This is a genomic window from Micromonospora sp. NPDC051300 (assembly GCF_044455315.1).
Taxonomy (GTDB): domain Bacteria; phylum Actinomycetota; class Actinomycetes; order Mycobacteriales; family Micromonosporaceae; genus Micromonospora; species Micromonospora robiginosa.
Genome location: NZ_JBITEP010000042.1, coordinates 1 through 16,019, shown reverse-complemented (window position 1 = coordinate 16,019; position 16,019 = coordinate 1). Strand labels below are relative to the sequence as shown.

Genomic DNA, 16,019 nt, shown 5'->3' with positions numbered 1-16,019 from the left:
TAGGCAGTGTGCGGCGGAGAAAGTATCTCCGCCGCGAACGTCGAGAACCGGGCGTCGGCTCCGTCCCCGGTTCGAACGCGACCAGAATGGGTCGCACCCGTACCGAGGAGAAGCACCATGGCGAAGTACCTGCTGCTGAAGCACTACCGCGGCGGCCCGGACCCGGTCACCGACATGCCGCAGTTCGACAGGTGGGCACCGGAGGAGTTCTCCGCGCACGTGCAGTACATGAAGGACTTCGCGGCCCGGCTGGAGTCCTCCGGCGAGTTCGTCGACTCGCAGGCGCTCTCCCCGGAGGGCACGTTCGTCCGCTACGACGGCGAGGGGCGTCCGCCGGTCACCGACGGGCCGTTCGCCGAGACGAAGGACCTCATCGCCGGCTGGATGGTGATCGACGTGGACAGCTACGAGCGCGCCCTCGAACTGGCCGCCGAGTTGTCCGCCGCGCCGGGACAGGGCGGCCAGCCGATCCGCGAGTGGCTGGAGCTGCGCCCGTTCATGACCGACCGGCCCACCATCACGGAGTGACCTGACCCGATGGACGAGGCGATGCTGCGCAGCCTCACGCCGGGCGTCCTCGGCGTCCTCGTCCGCCGCGGAGCCGACTTCGCGGCGGCCGAGGACGCCGTGCAGGACGCGCTGGTCGAGGCGCTGCGCGTCTGGCCGGACGACCCGCCGCGCGAGCCGAAGGCGTGGCTGGTCACCGTGGCCTGGCGCCGGTTCCTCGACGTGGCCCGCGCCGACGCCGCCCGGCGCCGGCGCGAAGACCTCGTCGACGAGGAGCCGGCGCCCGGGCCGGTGCCCGACACCGACGACACGCTCCGGCTCTACTTCCTGTGCGCGCACCCGTCGCTGACCCCGTCGTCGGCGGTCGCGCTCACCCTGCGCGCCGTCGGCGGGCTCACCACCCGCCAGATCGCGCGGGCCTACCTGGTGCCCGAGGCGACCATGGCGCAACGGATCAGCCGGGCCAAGCGCACCGTGACCGGCGTACGGTTCGACCGGCCCGGCGACGTCGCCACCGTGCTGCGCGCGCTCTACCTGGTGTTCAACGAGGGCTACTCCGGCGACGTCGACCTGGCCGCCGAGGCGATCCGGCTCACCCGGCAGCTCGCGGCCGTGGTCGACCATCCCGAGGTGGCCGGGCTGCTCGCCCTCATGCTGCTGCACCACGCCCGCCGGGCCACCCGCACCGGCCCGGACGGCAGCCTGGTGCCGCTGGCCGAGCAGGACCGCCGCCGCTGGGACACCCGGCTGATCGCCGAGGGGGTGGAGATCCTGCAGGCCGCCCTGGCCCGCGACCGGCTGGGTGAGTTCCAGGCCCAGGCCGCCGTCGCGGCCCTGCACGCCGACGCGCCCACCGCCGCGGCGACCGACTGGGTGCAGATCGTCGAGTGGTACGACGAACTGGTCCGCCTCACCGACAACCCGGTGGTGCGGCTCAACCGCGCGGTGGCGGTCGGCGAGGCGGACGGCCCACGGGCCGGGCTGGCGGCGCTCGCGGCGCTGGACGGCACCCTGCCCCGGCACACCGCCGCGGCGGCCTACCTGCACGAACGAGACGGCGACCGGTCGACGGCGGCCCGGCTCTACGCCGAAGCGGCCCGCCGGGCCACCAACCTGGCCGAACGCGACCACCTGACCCGGCAGGCCGCCCGCCTGAACACCCGGTGACCCGGGCCGGTGGTCCTCGACGGTGGGCTGCGGCCGCGCGCTAGCCTGCGGGCATGGATCTGGGGCAGGACGGCGAGCGGGTGGCCGTCTCCCTCGCGCACCGACTCGACCTGCTGACCTTCGAGGATCTCTCCGCCGACCAAGTGACCACCCGGCTCCTCGACGCCGTGGCCGAGTGGGCCACCGGTGAGGGTTGGCGGGTCTACCGTCGGGCGGCGAGCGTGCTGCCGTTGCCGCCTCCGTTGGCGGGGCGGCAGTCGGTGCTCGACATCGCCTGCGCCCGGCCGGGCCGTCCACCGGTCGTCGTCGAGGTCGACCACACCGATCGCCGACGCACCGTGGAGAAGCTGCTGGCCGAGGCCGGGGCCGGGCGGATCCCGATCTGGCTGCGCTGGGGCGTACCCGGGTTCGCCGAGCCGCCCGCGCCGATCCGGATGGTGACGGTCGAGGTGTCCCGCCGCAACGGTCCGGCCGGCCAGGGCCGGCGGTACTCGCGGCGCCCGGCGGCGGACCTGCCGGCACCCGCGCACTCGGTCACGGCGGTCGGCCCGACGGTCCCGTTCGCGTTGCCGATTCCCCTCCCCGGTGAGCGCGACTGAGCGTCGAAGGACCGGCGCCGGCCTGTCGACGGTGCGCGGGGCCGCCGCCGACACCCGAGGCGTGGTGCGCCGCCCTCCGTAAACCGCTCGGCAGGCGGCGCGGCCGCTGGTAGCTTGCCTCGTCGTGACGGGGGAACGGCTCGGCGGGCGGTTCGCCCTGCTGTGGAGCGCGAGCACGCTGTCCGCGCTCGGCAGCGGCACGGCCACCGTGGCCGCCCCGCTGTACGTGGCGTCGCGTACCGACGATCCGCTGGTGGTCTCCGCCGGCGCGGCGGTGTCCTGGCTGCCGTGGTTGCTGTTCGCGCTGCCCGGCGGCGTGCTGGCCGACCGGGTGGACAGGCGTCGGCTGATGGTGCTCATCGACTGGGTACGGGTCGTCGCGCTTGTCGTGCTGGCCGCCGCGATGGTCACCGACCGGGCCGGGGTGGCGCTGCTCTACGTGGTGCTGTTCGTGGTCAACACCGGCGAGGTGGTGTTCCGCGTCGCCGCCCAGGCGGTGCTGCCGGCCGTGGTGCCGCGCTCCCGGTTGGAACGGGCCAACGGCTGGCTCGGCGGCGGCACCCAGGTGACGCAGAACATGATCGCCGGCCCGCTCGGCGGGTTCCTGTTCGTGCTCGCGGCGGCCGCGCCGTTCGCGCTCAACGCCGGCACGTACGCGCTCAGCGCCGTGCTGGTCGGCCTGCTCGCCGGCACGTACCGGGGCGGCACGCCGCCGGACGGCCGGCGATCGGCGCGGGCGGAGATCGCCGAGGGCTTCCGGTGGCTGCTGTCGCAGCGGCTGCTGCGCACCATGGCGGCGTTGATCGGGCTGCTCAACGTCACGCTGACCGCGGCGATCGCGGTGCTGGTGCTGCTCGCGACCGAGCGCCTGGGCCTCGGTTCGGTCGGCTACGGCGCGTTGTTCACCTGCATGGCGGTGGGCGGGCTGCTCGGGTCGGTGCTCGGTGACCGGCTGATCGCCGCCATCACCGCCACCTGGACGGTCCGGGTCGGTCTGCTGGTCGAGGCCGGCCTGCACCTGGCGCTGGCCGCCTCACGCAGCGCGGTGGTGGTCGGCGTCGCGTTGTTCGCGTTCGGCGTGCACAGCGCACTGTGGAACATCGTGGCCAACTCGCTGCGCCAGCGGCTCACCCCGCCGGCGATGATGGGTCGGGTGGGCAGCACCACGCTGTTCGTCGCGGCCGGCGGCAACTGTGTCGGCGCGCTGCTCGGTGGCGTGGTCGCCGCCCGGTTCGGCATCACCGCCCCGTACTGGGTGGGCTTCGCGGTGGCGATCGGGGTGATCGCCGCGACCTGGCGGGTCTTCGACCGGGCCACGGTGGCCGCCGCGTACGCCGAGCCGGCCGCCGTGGACGCCCGCGAGCGGGTCACCGGATAGATCGTGCGGGCCGAACTGCTCGACCGCCTCGCCGACGACCTCGCCGGCCGCCGGCCGCCGCACCCGCTGCGGGTGGCGATCGACGGTCCCGACGCGGCCGGCAAGACCTGGTTCGCCGACGACCTGGCCCGGGTGCTGGCCCGGCGGCGACCCGTGTGCCGGGTGAGCGTGGACGGGTTTCATCGGCCCGCCGCGATCAGGTCGGCGCGGGGACGGCTCTCGCCGGAGGGCTACTACCGGGACTCGTTCGACCACGAGACGATCGTGGCGCGGGTGCTGCGCCCGCTCGGCCCCGGCGGCGACCGGCGCTACCTGCCGGCCGCGTACGACGTGTGCGCCGACACGCCGGTGACCGTCGAGCCGGTGACCGCGCAGGCGGACGCGGTGCTGCTGTTCGACGGGGTTTTCCTGCTCCGCCCGGAACTGCGGGAGCACTGGGAGGTGACGGTCCACCTGCACGTCGCTGCGGAGGAGACGCTGCGCCGGGCGCTGGCCCGGGACCTCGAGGTGTTCGGCTCGACCGACGAGGTGCGCCGCCGCTACCGGGCGCGTTACCTGCCGGGGCAGGAGCTGTACCGGGCGCGGGCCCGCCCGGCGGAGCGGGCCGACGTGTTGCTCGACCTGACCGACCCGCTCGCCCCGACCGTGCTCGCCTGGCGGGTGTGAGAGGGGGCCCCTTCTCTACCGCAGGCGTTAACAGGGGGCCCCTCCTTACACCGGGGGCACGGGGAGGATGACGCCCTGCGCGGCGGAGGAGTGGGCCAGCTCGATCAGCTCCACCACGGTGACCGCGTCGGCCGGGTCGACAGGCATCGGCGTGCCGTCGCGCAGCGCCGCCGCGACCCCGGCGTAGAAGTCCGGGTAGCGGCCCGCCTCGGTGGGCACGGCGCGCAGGTCGCCGTCGGCGCCGAGTCGCCCGTACCGGTCCGGGTCGACCTCGCCCCAGCCGGGCTCGCCGGGTCGCCGGCCGGCGCGCAGCGACGCCTCCTGCGGGTCGAGGCCCCAACTGGTGTAGGCGGCCCGGTCGCCGAGCACCCGGAAACGCGGGCCGAGCTGCGCGGTGACCGCGCCCATCCACAGGTGCGAACGCACGCCGCAGGTGTGGGTGAGCGCGACGAACGCGTCGTCGTCCACCTCGGCGCCGGCGCGTCGCCGGTCCACCTCGGCGTAGAGGTGTTCCACCGGCCCGAACAGGTGCACCGCCTGGTCGACCAGATGGGCGCCGAGGTCGAACAGCGCGCCGCCGGCCCCGCCGGGTGCGGCGCTCTCCCGCCAGCCCGGCTTGATCGCCGGACGCCACCGCTCGAACCGTGACTCGAAGCGGAGCACCCGCCCGAGGTCGCCGCCCTGCACGAGCCGCCGCACGGTGCGGTAGTCGCCGTCCCAGCGCCGGTTCTGGAACACGGTCAGCGGCACCCCGGCGGCAGCGGCCTCGGCGACCAGCGCCCGGCCCTGCCCGGCGTCCGGGGCGACCGGCTTGTCCACCACCACCGGCAGGCCGGCGGCGACCGCCGCCCGGGCCAGCGGCACGTGCTGCCGGTTGGGCGCGGCCACCACCACCAGGTCGAGCGCGTCGGTGTCGGACCAGAGCCGCTCGGCGTCGTCGACCACCCGGGCGTCGGGGTGCTCGGTGGCGGCCTGCGCGCGGCGTTCGGCGTCGCGGGTCACCACGGCGTCCAGCCGCAGCCCGTCGGTGGCGGCGATCAGCGGGGCGTGGAAGAACCGCCCGGCCGTGCCGTAGCCCAGCAACCCCACCCGCAGCGGCTCGCCCGTCATGCCGCCGAATCTACGGCGTGCGCCAACGCGGGCGGTGGGGTCCCCGGCGGCGCTCCCCGCCGGTGTGACAGCGTGGGCGGGTGCCCGACTCCTCCCCGGTCGACGTCGACCTCGCGCTGGTCGGTGGCGGTGGCGCCGCCTCGCTGGTCCTGGCCGCCCTGGACCGGCACCGGGTGACCGGCGTGCGGGTGGCAGTGGTGGACCCGGTGCACAAGCGCGGCCAGGACCGCACCTGGGCGTTCTGGGGCACGCCCGGCGGCGACCTGGAGCCGCTGTTGAGCGCGAGCTGGTCGCGGGTCGAGGTGGTCACGGCGGCGGGCCGCCGCGTCCTGCCGCTGGACCCGCTGCGGTACGCCATGGTGCGCTCCGCCCCGGTCTACGACCGGGCTGCCGAGGCCGAGCGGCGGCTGGGCGCGGTGCGGATCGGCGCGCCGGCGGGGGAGTTGCGCGACGACGGCGACCGGGTGACGGTGTGCGATCCGGAGGGCCGGGCGCTGGTGCGGGCCGGCTGGGTGCTCGACTCGCGTCCCCGCAAGCCGGCTCGGCCCGGTCGGACGAGCTGGTTGCAGCACTTCCGGGGCTGGTGGTTGGCGGCCGACGAGCCGACGTTCGACCCGGGGCGGGCGGTGCTGATGGACTTCCGCACGCCGCAGCCGGCGCGCGGGGTGTCGTTCGGTTACGTGCTGCCTGTCGACGACCGCTTCGCGCTCGTGGAGTACACCGAGTTCGGGCCGGCGCTGCTCGACGACGCCGGCTACGACGCGGCGTTGCGGGGCTACGCGGACCTGCTGGGGCTGGACCTGGCGGCGCTGCGGGTGCGGGAGGTGGAGAACGGGGTGATCCCGATGACCGACGGCCCGTTCGTGGCCCGCCCGAGCCCTCGGGTGGTGCGGCTGGGCACCGCCGGCGGGGCGACCCGGCCGTCCACCGGGTTCACCTTCTCCGCGATGCTCCGCCAGGCCGACCAGGTGGCCCGGGCGGTCGCGGCGGGCCGGCCGCCGGTGCCCGCGCCCGCCTATCCGGGCCGGCACCGGTGGATGGACGCGGTGGCGTTGCGCGCCCTGGACCGGGGGCACGTGGACGGGGTGGGGTTCTTCGAGCGGCTGTTCGACCGCAACCCGCCGGAGCGGGTGTTGCGTTTCCTCGACGGTGTGACCACGCCGGCCGAGGACCTGGCGGTGATGCGGTCCAGCCCGCTGCTGCCGATGACCGGCGCGGTGCTCGGCGACGCCGCCGGCCGGCTACGCGCCCGGCTGCGCCCGGCCTAGCGTCTCGGCGACCCGGTCGCGCACCAGCACGCGCAGCCGTTCCATCGGGTCGCCGTCGCCCGCGCCGAGCCGGTTGCGCACCGCCGCCACGGTCAACCCCAGTTCCGGGTACGCGAACGCGAGGCTGCCGCCGCTGCCGGCGGTGCCGAACGACCCGTCGTCGTCGACCGCGTAGCCGAGCCCGAACGTGCTCTCCTGCCCGAACACCCACTCCCGGGCGCGGACCGCCGGCGCGGAGATCGCGCGCAGCCGGTCGGGGGAGACGAGCCGGACCCCGTCGACCGGGCCGAGCAGCGCCGCGTACATCCGGGCCACGGCGCGGGCGCTCATCGTGCCGACCGACGGCACCTCGGCGCGCAGCACGTCGGGGTCGGCGCCTGTCGTCGCGTCCGGGCGGACCCCGGGCGGGGCGACCGCGTCGAAGTGCGGCAGGTTGGCCCCGGCCCAGGTCATCAGCGCGGACAGGCCGGCGTCCTCCAGCCGGGCCAGCCGGGGCAGCTCCGCCTCCGGCACGGCGAGGAACAGCTCCCGCTCGACGCCGAGCGGCCCGGCGACGTCCTCGGCGAGCACCCGTGACACGGACCGGCCGGTGACCCGCCGGACCACCTCGCCGACCAGCCACCCCCACGTCCAGGCGTGGTAGGCCAGCCGCTCCCCGGGCGCCCACAACGGTGTCGCGTCGGCGAGCAGTTTGCACATCCGGGTCCAGTCCGTGAGGTCGGCGCGGGTCACGTCGGCGGGCAGGGCGGGCAGGCCGGCGGTGTGGGTGAGCACGTGCCGCAGCGTGATGCGGTCCTTGCCGTGCCGGGCGAACTCCGGCCACACGTCGGCCAGCGGCCGGTCGACGTCGAGGCGGCCCTGCTCGGCGAGCACGTGCACCACCGTCGCGGTGAGGCCCTTGCCGGTGGAGACCGCGTGCACCGGGGTGTCGGCGGTCATCGGCCGCCCGGCGCCGGTGTCGGCGAGGCCGGCCTGCTCCTGCACGATCGGCGCGCCGTCGAGGTAGGCGGCCACCTGCACGCCTGCCTCCCGGCCGGCGGAGACCAGCTCGTCGATAGCGGCGCGCACCTCGGCCCGCAGGCCGTCCCACCGGCTGTCCATGATCAGGGAGCCTGCCAGAGGGCGGCGTCGCCGTCGTGCGGTTTATCGTCGTCGGTGAGCAGTCGGGCGCGCAGCGCGGCGATCGTCTCCTCGCCGACGCCGAGCCGGCCGGTGACGTAGCCGCGCACCGAGCCGTGCGCCGCGACCAGTTCGGCGAGCACCAGCCGGATCAGCGCGGCGGGCGCCCGCCCGTACGCGGGCCAGGAGGGCGTCGCGCCGCCGTTGCGCTCCCGCCACTCGTCGACCAGCCGGTCGGTGGCGTGTCCGGTGAGCGCGAAGTCCGCCGCGATCTGGTCGTCGTCCACCCCGAGCAGCGCCAGCACCAGCGCGGCGAGCAGCCCGGTGCGGTCCTTGCCGGAGGCGCAGTGGAACACCAGCGGGTGCTCCCCGTCGGCGATCACCTCCAGCGCCCGGCGCAACTCCACCACCCCGTCCTCGGCGACCTCGGCGTACCGGTCGGCCAGGTAGCGCCACGGGTCCACGTCCGGGTCGATGTCGGCCTGCACGTAGGGTCGGTGCTCGATGCTCAGGTTGTGCCAGGTCACGCCGAGGCTCTCCGGCGCCCGGCCGCGGTCGGCGATCTCCCACGGGTAGCGCAGGTCGATGACGGTGCGGACGCCGAGCGCGGCGAAGCGGGTCAGGTCGTCGCCGTCGAGCTTGGCCAGCGAGTCGGAGCGGTAGAGCCGGCCCCGGGCGACGGTGCGGCCGTCGGCCGTGCGCCAGCCGCCGAGGTCCCGGAAGTTGCACAGGGTGCTGAACGGCGGGGGTGCGGTCATGGTCCGCACCGTAGCCGGACGGCGCGTGACCCGCGGTCCCGCCGGGGGCGGGGCATCCGCGCCGGGCGTGGCGGTGGTGGACGGGCGGGGGCGCCGGGCCGCGCGTCGTCGGATCGGGTGGCCCCGTCGGCCCGTGCGCCGGTCGGCTCGCGGCGGGTCGGCGGGCAGCCGAGGGCGGCGTACCGGGTAGGTTGCCGGCATGGTGGAGGCGGAGACCGGCCGGGTCGTGGAGATCTGGACCGACGGCGCGTGCAGCGGCAATCCGGGGCCCGGCGGCTGGGGCGCGGTGTTGCGCTGGGGCGATCGGGAGCGGGAGCTGTGCGGCGGCGAGGCGAGCGCCACCACCAACAACCGGATGGAGCTGACCGCCGCGATCCGCGCGTTGGAGAGCCTGACCCGCCCGGTCACCGTGCGGCTGCACACCGACAGCACCTACGTGCGCAACGGCATCACCGGCTGGTTGACCGGGTGGAAGCGCAACGGCTGGCGGACCGCCGCGAAGCAGCCGGTGAAGAACGCGGACCTCTGGCAGCGGCTGGAGGCGGCGTGCGCCCGGCACGACGTCACCTGGCTGTGGGTCAAGGGCCACAACGGGCACCCGGAGAACGAACGCGCCGACGCGCTGGCCAACCGGGGGATGACCGAGGCGCGGGGCGCCGGCGCACCGGCCGCCCCGCGCGCCGCGTCGGGTCAGCGCAGCGGACGGCCCTCCTCGATCTCCTCCGGCCCGTCGGCCGGGTCGGCGGTGCCGGAGACGGCGTCCACGTCGTAGCCGGCCCGGCTCGTCTCCCGGGCCGAGCGCCGGTCCTCGGCCGGCAGGTCGGCGAAGTCGTCGCCGGTGTCGTCCGTGGTGTGCAGGGATTCGCCCGGCGGGCGCAGCGACGCCTCGTACGCGGTGGCGCCGTCGGGCTCGTCGCCGGGGGCGCGGCCGAAGGACTCTTCACTGGTCATGTCGCACTCCTGCCCGCATCCGGTGGCGGCAAACGTTCACCGGGTGGCGTCCGGATGCGTCGGCATCGACGAGCCGCCCGAACTGCTGCCGGAGGCGCCGCCGGCCATCCCGGACCCGTCGTCCTCGGTCACCTCGTCCGGTCGCGGCGTGTCCGGCGCGGGGGCGGGCACGTCGGTGTCCGCCGGCACCTGCACCAGCCTCGCCTGGCCGGCGGCGTCCTCGGCGTGCGCCGGGTCCACCGGTTCCTCGCCGTCGCGTGCCCGATACCCCATCGGTGCGCCCCCGTTCCGCCTCGACCGGCCGTGCCCACGCCTACCCACCCCACCCCCACCAAAACCCGCCACCCCGCCCTCCGGCCCCACCCCCACCGCGTCCCCCCGGGCCGCGCTCCGTCGACCGCGCGCCGGCCGGTCGGTGCGGTGATCAAGGGGTTTGCGTCGGGGAGCCGGTCGACGGTGACGCGAACTCCGTGATCACCGGGAGCGGCGGGTGCGGGTGCGGGGGGTGGGGCGGGGGACGGGGGTGAGGGGGAGGGACGGGGACCAGTGGGTGGGGCGGTGCAGGGCCGGTGGCAGGACGGTGCGGTGGTCGCCGCGGGCGGCGTCGAGCTGGGACTGGTGCAGGAACAGGCACTCGCCGAGGTCGGTGCCGCGCAGGTCGGCCCCGCGCAGGTCGGCGCCGGTCAGGTCGGCGGCGCCGAGGCGTACGCCCCGCAGGTCCGCCCCGACGAGGACCGCGCCGCGCAGGTTCGCCCCGGTCAGCGTCGCGCGGCGCAGGTCGACCCCGATCAGCGTGGCGCCCCGGCGGTCCGGGCCGGCCCGGCCGGCACGGGCCCGCTCGCCGGCGCGCGACAGCAGCCGGTTGACCCGGCCGCGGTGGGCGTCGACGTCCACCGCGAGCAGGTCGTCCGGGGTGCCGTCGGTGAGCCGGCCGGTCTCGTCGAGGACCGCGGTCAGGTCGTCGCGCAGCGCGCCGGGCGGGGTGATCCGCACCGCCTCGGTCAGATACCAGAGCAGCTCGTGCAACGGCCGCAGCACGGCGAACGTGTCGAACATCCGCCGGGCGGTGTCCGGGTCGGCGCGCCAGTCACGGCCGGTGAAGGTGCCCTGGGTGAGGTGCTGGCCGGCGCCGAAGCAGTCGAACACGGTGCATCCGGGGAAGCCGCGCCGCCGTAGCTCCGAGTGGATGCCGCAGCGGGCGTCGGCGCGCAGGTTCGGGCAGGGGCGCCCGGCCGGCTTGTCGATGGCGAAGTCCGCCGACGCGGCGAACGCCGGGGCGACGCAGCAGACCCCGGCGCAGCGCGAGCAGTCCGCCTGCAGGTCCCACCCGCCGTCCACCATCCCCCCATTCTCCGCCCACCCCCACCCCACCCCTCACCCGCCCCGGCGATCATGAAGTTGCCGTCGCGGAGACGCCAACTTCATGATCGGCCCGGCGGGTGGGCTCGGGGGATCAGAAGGTGAAGAGGGCGGCGGTGGCGCGGGTCAGCAGGCAACGGTTGCCGAACGTGTGGGTGTAGTGGACCGGGCGGTCCTGCCAGACGCCGACGGCGCGCGCGACGACCGGGGCGTGGACCGTGGTGCAGGGGTCGGCGTCCACGTCGAGCGCGTCGAGGTCGCCGTCGACCCGGGCCACCAGCCGACAGGCCGCGACCGGGTCCGGGTGCAGGCCGCCGGCCGGGCCGCACACCAGCACCGTGGCGCGCACGTCGGCGCCGCCGTCGACGGTGAGCAGCAGCACCGAGGGCGTCTCCGGACCGGGGCGGGGCGCCGCGCCGGCCGAGCCGGGGGCGGCCACCGAGGCGAGGCCGCCGAGCACGGCGGCCAGGGCCAGGGCTGCGGTACGTCGGGTGAAGGGCATGGGTGGTCCTTCCGTCGGGGCCCCGGGTGGGGGCCGGTGGGCGGCCCGGGCCGTCGTGCGAACCGGACCGCCGAGAACCCTAGGTGGACGGTGTGAACGCGAAGAGTCACGAAGTGTTACACCCGCCGACGGTGCGGGACGATCGGTGTGACATCGGCGCCGGGGAATGCCCGAACGGCTGACAACCGGTTCCGCGCCCCGGGGAAACACATTCCGAAACAGCGGGAGGAATGGCCGAACGGTTGACAACCTATCCTTTCCGTTATTGCGCCGATGCCGCTCGTAGGCCATATCGTTGCCCGTCGACGACAACCGGAACGGCCGTTACCGTAACGATTCATTCGAGTGTTCCCATTCGCTTTACCGTCGGGTGGCAGGGCGTTTCCGGTTCCCGTCTCGAGGACGTGACATGAGCGACCTTTCCCATCCACCGTCATTGACCGCCCCCGGCGATCCGGCCGCCGGCGACCCGATCGTCACCGCCCCGCCGGGCACCACCGCCGGGCGCCGGGAGATCGTCGGTCGGTCCCCCAACCAACTCGCCTGGCTGCGGCTCAAGCGCGACCGCACGGCGCGCGCGAGTGCCGTCACGCTCGCCGTCGCCGCAGTGGTCGCGATCGGCGCGCCGCTGCTGGGCCGGGCCACCGGAATCGACCCGACCGACAAGTTCGTCGACCGGCTCAACGATTTCGGAATGCCGATCGGATACGCCGGTGGCATCAACGCCGACCATTGGCTCGGCTTGGAACCGGGCAGTGGCCGCGACATCCTCCTCCAACTCGTCTACGGCCTGCGTACGTCCCTGTTCATCGCGTTCGCCTCGGCGCTGCTGGCGTCGTTCATCGGCGTCGCCGTGGGGGTGCTCGCCGGCTGGGCGCGAGGCTGGCTGGACAGCGTCGTCAACTGGCTCGTCGACCTGACCCTGGCGTTTCCGTTCCTCATCTTCGCGCTCGCCGTGATCCCGATCCTGCAGGACCGGTTCTACTCCGACCGGGAGTCCCCCTCACCGGCCTTCCGGGTGGCCCTGATCGTCGCCACCTTCGGCCTGTTCAGTTGGACCTATACCGCACGGCTGGTCCGCGGGCAGGTGATCTCGCTGCGGGAGCGGGAGTTCGTCGAGGCGGCCCGCGCCGCCGGCGCCGGCACCTGGCACATCCTGCTGCGGCAACTCCTGCCGAACATCTGGGCGCCGATCCTGGTCACCGTCTCGCTGATGGTGCCCCAGTTCATCGCCATCGAGGCGGCGCTGGCCTTCGTCAACATCGGCGTCACCGAACCCACGCCCGACCTCGGCCGCATGATCTTCAACAGCATCGGCTGCGTCGCGAGCGACCCCTGGTACACCCTGTTCCCCGGGTTGACGATCTTCCTGCTGGTCCTGGCGTTCAACCTGCTCGGTGACGCGCTGCGCGACTCGCTGGACCCCCGTTCCGCCCGGTAGTCCCCATCCGGCCATCACGTGCCCGGCCGGCGGGGGCCGCCGGGCAAGGAAGGGAGCACCACGTGCGTACCCGAACCCGGACACTGACCGGTGTCCTCGCGGCGGCGGCGCTGGTCACCGCCGGTTGCAGCCCCACCACGGACGGTGGCGGCGGCGACGACCAGAAGACCAAGACGCAGAGCGGCTCGATCTCCTACGACGCGGCCGACAACCAGGGCCCGGCCAAGCCCGTCGACGGGGCGGCCCGCGGCGGCACCCTGACCGTCATGCAGCCGGCCGACTTCGAGCACCTCGACCCGGCCCGCAACTACGTCAACACCCAGCAGGTGGCCGGCGGGCTGCTCTACCGCGCGCTCAACGGCTACAAGGAGGACGGCACCGGCAAGCTGCTGCTCGTCGGCGACCTGGCGACCGGTCCGGGCAAGGACGTCGACGGCGACTGCAAGGTCTGGGAGTTCACCCTCCGCGACGGCGTGAAGTACGAGGACGGTTCGCCGGTCACCAGCAAGGACGTCGCCCACGGCATCGCCCGCTCGTTCGCGCCGGCGCTCAACGAGGGCCCGCACTACATCCAGCAGTGGCTCTACCCGGGCGGGACGTACAACGCGAGCTACCAGGGGCCGTACGACGGCGGCAAGCCGGTGCCCGACGGCGTCGCCACCCCCGACGACCGGACCGTCCGGTTCACGTTCCCGCAGCCGCACTGCGACCTGCCGTACGCCGCCGCGCTGGCCACCAGCGCGCCGGTCCCGGCCGCGAAGGACACCCGCGCCAACTACGACCTGCGGCCGTTCTCGTCCGGCCCGTACAAGGTGAAGTCGTACCAGCGCGACGTGGCGCTGGAGTTGGAACGCAACCCGAACTGGGACCCGGCGACCGACCCGATCCGCAACGCCTACCCGGACTCGGTGCGGATGACCTTCGGCCTGGAGCAGGCCCAGATCGCCGAGCGCCTGGTCGCCGACGGCCCCGCCGACCAGGCGTCGCTGAGCTGGTCCGACGTGCCGCCGTCGGTGCTGCCCCGCACCACCGGCGCCGGCGTGGCCGACCGGGTGGCCAAGGGCCCCACCCAGTACAACTGGGTGCTGAGCATCAACACCCAGCGGGTCACCGACCTGAACGTACGGCGGGCGCTGAACTACGCCGTGGACAAGGACGCGCTGCTCAAGGTGCTCGGTGGACAGGCCGCCGGCTCGCCGGCCACCACGCTGATGTCACCGACGACCGCCGGCTTCGCCAAGTACGACCTGTTCAACGCCCCGGTCACCGGGGACAAGGCGAAGGTCGACGAGCTGCTCGCCGGGAAGCGCCCGAAGCTGGTGCTCGCCCACTCCAACCTGGAGCTGCGCACCCAGCAGGCGGAGGCGTTGCGCAAGAACCTCACCGACATGGGCTTCGACATCGTGATGAAGCCGATCGACAACAGCAGCTACTACGACGAGATCGGCCGCAAGGACAACCCGTACGACATCTACCTCAGCGGCTGGGGCTCGGACTGGCCCACCGGCTCGACTGTCATCCCGCCGGTCTACGACGGCCGGGAGATCGTGGCCGAGGGCAACCAGAACCTGTCGTACCTCAACCAGCCGTCGGTCAGCGCGGAGATCGACCGGGTCCGCAAGCTGCCGGCCGCCGAGCAGGACGCCGGCTGGATGGCGCTCGACCGCACCATCATGCAGGAGTACGCCCCGGTGGTGCCCTGCTACTACGACGCCACCTACGAGCTGTTCGGCTCGAAGGTCGGCAACGCGGTCCTCAGCGACGCGTTCGGCATCATCTCGCTCAACGGCATCTACGTGAAGAAGTGACAGCCACCGGCGGGGGCGGTCGCCACGGCCGCCCCCGCCCCTTCCGGGGGAGGTGTGTCCCGTGCTCCGATTCGTCGTCCGGCGGCTGCTCGTCGCCGTCCTGACCCTGGTGGTGATCAGCCTGGTCACCTTCGGCCTGTTCTTCGCGGTGCCGAGCAGCCCGGCGAAGGTGATGTGCGGCAAGAACTGCACCGCCGCCGACATCGCCCAGGTCGAGCGTCGCCTCGGCATCGACCGGCCGCTGCCGCGCCAGTACGCGGACTTCGTCCAGGGCGTGTTCGTCGGCCGCAGCTACGGCGACGGCGACTTCCGCCAGGACTGCCCGGCGCCCTGCCTGGGCTACTCGTTCCGCAACAACCAACCGGTCACCCAGATCGTCGTGCAGCGCGCCCCGGTGACGTTCAGCATCGTCCTCGGCGGGGCCGTGCTCTGGCTGGCCCTGGGCATCTCGCTGGGCATGGTGTCGGCGCTGCGCCGGGGTACGGCGTTCGACCGCGCCGCCATCGGCATCACCCTGGCCGGGGCGTCCATGCAGGTCTACTTCTTCGGGCTGATCCTGCTCTACCTGCTGGTCTACTCCACCGGGCTGCTGCCGTTCCCCAGCTACACCCCGCTGACCGAGAGCCCGGTCCGCTGGGCGGCGGGCCTGGTGCTGCCCTGGATGACGTTGGGGTTCCTCAACTCGGCGCTCTACGCCCGGCTGTCGAGGGCCCAGATGCTGGAGACGCTGTCGGAGGACTTCGTCCGCACCGCCCGGGCCAAGGGCCTCTCCGCCCGGCAGGTGCACACCCGGCACGCGTTGCGCGCGGCGATCACCCCGATCGTCACCATCGCCGGGCTGGACATCGGCACCAGCCTCGGCGGCACGTTCATCACCGAGACCATCTTCGGCCTCCAGGGTCTCGGCAAGGCCACCGTGGAGGCGGTGCAGTTCCTCAACCTGCCGGTGGTGATGGCGACAGTGCTGTTGGCGGCGGTGTTCATCGTTGTCGCCAACATCGTCGTCGACGTGCTGTACGCGGTGATCGACCCACGGGTCCGACTGAGCTGAGAGGGAGGGGTGGACATGGTGGAGTCGTCGTCGCGGGATCCGTACCTGCGGGTCAGGGATCTGCGGGTGCGGTTCGACACCGAGGACGGTGTGGTCCGGGCGGTGGACGGGGTGTCGTTCGCCGTGGAGCGCGGCCGCACGTTGGGGATCGTGGGGGAGTCGGGTTCGGGCAAGAGCGTGACGTCGTTGGCGATCCTGGGTCTGCACAACTCCAAGCGGGCCACCATCGCCGGGGAGATCTCGGTGGGTGGGCGTCAGCTCGTGGGGCTGCCGGAGGAGGAGGTGCGGCGGCTGCGGGGTCGGGACATGGCGATGATCTTCCAGGATCCGCTGTC

18 protein-coding genes are annotated in these 16,019 nt (G+C 74.2%); 11 read left to right on the top strand and 7 right to left on the bottom strand.

Annotated elements, in window-relative coordinates; genetic code table 11:
• Nucleotides 1-117: 117 nt before the first annotated feature.
• From ACIA5A_RS28825 to ACIA5A_RS28805, 5 genes are all read left to right on the top strand, one after another.
• A complete protein-coding gene (locus ACIA5A_RS28825) occupies nucleotides 118-528 on the top strand; it encodes a YciI family protein (RefSeq protein ID WP_396767575.1) in 411 nt (136 codons plus the stop codon).
• A gap of 9 nt (nucleotides 529-537) precedes the next feature.
• Entirely contained in the window at nucleotides 538-1,674 is a 1,137-nt protein-coding gene (locus tag ACIA5A_RS28820) for an RNA polymerase sigma factor (RefSeq protein WP_396767574.1), read from the top strand.
• A 53-nt stretch (nucleotides 1,675-1,727) separates the two neighbouring features.
• Entirely contained in the window at nucleotides 1,728-2,273 is a 546-nt protein-coding gene (locus tag ACIA5A_RS28815; protein ID WP_396767573.1) for a hypothetical protein, read from the top strand.
• Between the two features lie 124 nt (nucleotides 2,274-2,397).
• Nucleotides 2,398-3,651, top strand: a complete 1,254-nt coding sequence (locus tag ACIA5A_RS28810) for an MFS transporter (RefSeq protein WP_396767572.1) — start codon at nucleotides 2,398-2,400, stop codon at nucleotides 3,649-3,651.
• A 3-nt stretch (nucleotides 3,652-3,654) separates the two neighbouring features.
• On the top strand, nucleotides 3,655-4,317 hold the full coding sequence (locus tag ACIA5A_RS28805; RefSeq protein WP_396767571.1) for a uridylate kinase: 663 nt from the start codon (nucleotides 3,655-3,657) through the stop codon (nucleotides 4,315-4,317).
• A gap of 45 nt (nucleotides 4,318-4,362) precedes the next feature.
• On the opposite strand, the gene ACIA5A_RS28800 is transcribed toward ACIA5A_RS28805, so the two are convergent.
• Nucleotides 4,363-5,427 (bottom strand): Gfo/Idh/MocA family oxidoreductase, encoded by a 1,065-nt coding sequence (locus ACIA5A_RS28800; RefSeq protein WP_396767570.1) that lies wholly within the window; start codon nucleotides 5,425-5,427, stop codon nucleotides 4,363-4,365.
• 80 nt (nucleotides 5,428-5,507) lie between these two features.
• On the opposite strand from ACIA5A_RS28800, the gene ACIA5A_RS28795 reads away from it, so the two are divergent.
• On the top strand, nucleotides 5,508-6,695 hold the full coding sequence (locus ACIA5A_RS28795) for a lycopene cyclase family protein (protein ID WP_396767569.1): 1,188 nt from the start codon (nucleotides 5,508-5,510) through the stop codon (nucleotides 6,693-6,695).
• Here ACIA5A_RS28795 and ACIA5A_RS28790 read toward each other — a convergent pair.
• Nucleotides 6,669-7,796, bottom strand: a complete 1,128-nt coding sequence (locus ACIA5A_RS28790; protein WP_396767568.1) for a serine hydrolase domain-containing protein — start codon at nucleotides 7,794-7,796, stop codon at nucleotides 6,669-6,671. The two genes, ACIA5A_RS28795 and ACIA5A_RS28790, sit on opposite strands and share 27 nt — an antisense overlap.
• 2 nt (nucleotides 7,797-7,798) lie before the next feature.
• The gene (locus ACIA5A_RS28785; RefSeq protein WP_396767567.1) at nucleotides 7,799-8,572 is read right to left on the bottom strand and encodes a tyrosine-protein phosphatase; all 774 of its coding nucleotides are present in this window, start codon (nucleotides 8,570-8,572) and stop codon (nucleotides 7,799-7,801) included.
• A gap of 199 nt (nucleotides 8,573-8,771) precedes the next feature.
• Between ACIA5A_RS28785 and rnhA the strand changes: the two genes are divergently transcribed.
• The gene (gene rnhA, locus ACIA5A_RS28780; RefSeq protein WP_396767566.1) at nucleotides 8,772-9,344 is read left to right on the top strand and encodes a ribonuclease HI; all 573 of its coding nucleotides are present in this window, start codon (nucleotides 8,772-8,774) and stop codon (nucleotides 9,342-9,344) included.
• Here the strand turns inward: rnhA and ACIA5A_RS28775 are convergent.
• From ACIA5A_RS28775 to ACIA5A_RS28760, 4 genes are all read right to left on the bottom strand, one after another.
• Nucleotides 9,263-9,523 (bottom strand): hypothetical protein, encoded by a 261-nt coding sequence (locus ACIA5A_RS28775; RefSeq protein WP_091056529.1) that lies wholly within the window; start codon nucleotides 9,521-9,523, stop codon nucleotides 9,263-9,265. The two genes, rnhA and ACIA5A_RS28775, sit on opposite strands and share 82 nt — an antisense overlap.
• A gap of 36 nt (nucleotides 9,524-9,559) precedes the next feature.
• Entirely contained in the window at nucleotides 9,560-9,796 is a 237-nt protein-coding gene (locus tag ACIA5A_RS28770) for a preprotein translocase YidC (RefSeq protein ID WP_278105607.1), read from the bottom strand.
• Nucleotides 9,797-9,997: 201 nt separating this feature from the next.
• Nucleotides 9,998-10,864 carry a pentapeptide repeat-containing protein gene (locus ACIA5A_RS28765; protein ID WP_396767565.1) on the bottom strand — a complete coding sequence of 289 codons (867 nt, stop codon included), beginning with the start codon at nucleotides 10,862-10,864 and terminating at the stop codon, nucleotides 9,998-10,000.
• A 112-nt stretch (nucleotides 10,865-10,976) separates the two neighbouring features.
• Nucleotides 10,977-11,384, bottom strand: a complete 408-nt coding sequence (locus ACIA5A_RS28760; RefSeq protein WP_396767564.1) for an SSI family serine proteinase inhibitor — start codon at nucleotides 11,382-11,384, stop codon at nucleotides 10,977-10,979.
• A 409-nt stretch (nucleotides 11,385-11,793) separates the two neighbouring features.
• Here ACIA5A_RS28760 and ACIA5A_RS28755 point away from each other — a divergent pair, with 409 nt between their 5' ends.
• From ACIA5A_RS28755 to ACIA5A_RS28740, 4 genes are all read left to right on the top strand, one after another.
• Nucleotides 11,794-12,825, top strand: a complete 1,032-nt coding sequence (locus ACIA5A_RS28755; RefSeq protein WP_396767563.1) for an ABC transporter permease — start codon at nucleotides 11,794-11,796, stop codon at nucleotides 12,823-12,825.
• Between the two features lie 62 nt (nucleotides 12,826-12,887).
• Entirely contained in the window at nucleotides 12,888-14,633 is a 1,746-nt protein-coding gene (locus tag ACIA5A_RS28750; protein WP_396767562.1) for an ABC transporter substrate-binding protein, read from the top strand.
• A 61-nt stretch (nucleotides 14,634-14,694) separates the two neighbouring features.
• A complete protein-coding gene (locus tag ACIA5A_RS28745) occupies nucleotides 14,695-15,684 on the top strand; it encodes an ABC transporter permease (RefSeq protein ID WP_396767561.1) in 990 nt (329 codons plus the stop codon).
• A gap of 15 nt (nucleotides 15,685-15,699) precedes the next feature.
• The coding region (locus ACIA5A_RS28740; protein WP_396767560.1) for an ATP-binding cassette domain-containing protein at nucleotides 15,700-16,019 on the top strand (320 nt) is incomplete at its 3' end.

Coding starts and splice junctions, on each gene's coding strand:
- ACIA5A_RS28825 (WP_396767575.1), top strand. CDS start 118: ATGGCGAAGTACCTGCTGCTGAAGCACTACCGCGGCGGCCCGGACCCG.
- ACIA5A_RS28820 (WP_396767574.1), top strand. CDS start 538: ATGGACGAGGCGATGCTGCGCAGCCTCACGCCGGGCGTCCTCGGCGTC.
- ACIA5A_RS28815 (WP_396767573.1), top strand. CDS start 1,728: ATGGATCTGGGGCAGGACGGCGAGCGGGTGGCCGTCTCCCTCGCGCAC.
- ACIA5A_RS28800 (WP_396767570.1), bottom strand. CDS start 5,427: ATGACGGGCGAGCCGCTGCGGGTGGGGTTGCTGGGCTACGGCACGGCC.
- ACIA5A_RS28790 (WP_396767568.1), bottom strand. CDS start 7,796: ATGGACAGCCGGTGGGACGGCCTGCGGGCCGAGGTGCGCGCCGCTATC.
- ACIA5A_RS28785 (WP_396767567.1), bottom strand. CDS start 8,572: ATGACCGCACCCCCGCCGTTCAGCACCCTGTGCAACTTCCGGGACCTC.
- rnhA (WP_396767566.1), top strand. CDS start 8,772: ATGGTGGAGGCGGAGACCGGCCGGGTCGTGGAGATCTGGACCGACGGC.
- ACIA5A_RS28775 (WP_091056529.1), bottom strand. CDS start 9,523: ATGACCAGTGAAGAGTCCTTCGGCCGCGCCCCCGGCGACGAGCCCGAC.
- ACIA5A_RS28770 (WP_278105607.1), bottom strand. CDS start 9,796: ATGGGGTATCGGGCACGCGACGGCGAGGAACCGGTGGACCCGGCGCAC.
- ACIA5A_RS28765 (WP_396767565.1), bottom strand. CDS start 10,864: ATGGTGGACGGCGGGTGGGACCTGCAGGCGGACTGCTCGCGCTGCGCC.
- ACIA5A_RS28760 (WP_396767564.1), bottom strand. CDS start 11,384: ATGCCCTTCACCCGACGTACCGCAGCCCTGGCCCTGGCCGCCGTGCTC.
- ACIA5A_RS28755 (WP_396767563.1), top strand. CDS start 11,794: ATGAGCGACCTTTCCCATCCACCGTCATTGACCGCCCCCGGCGATCCG.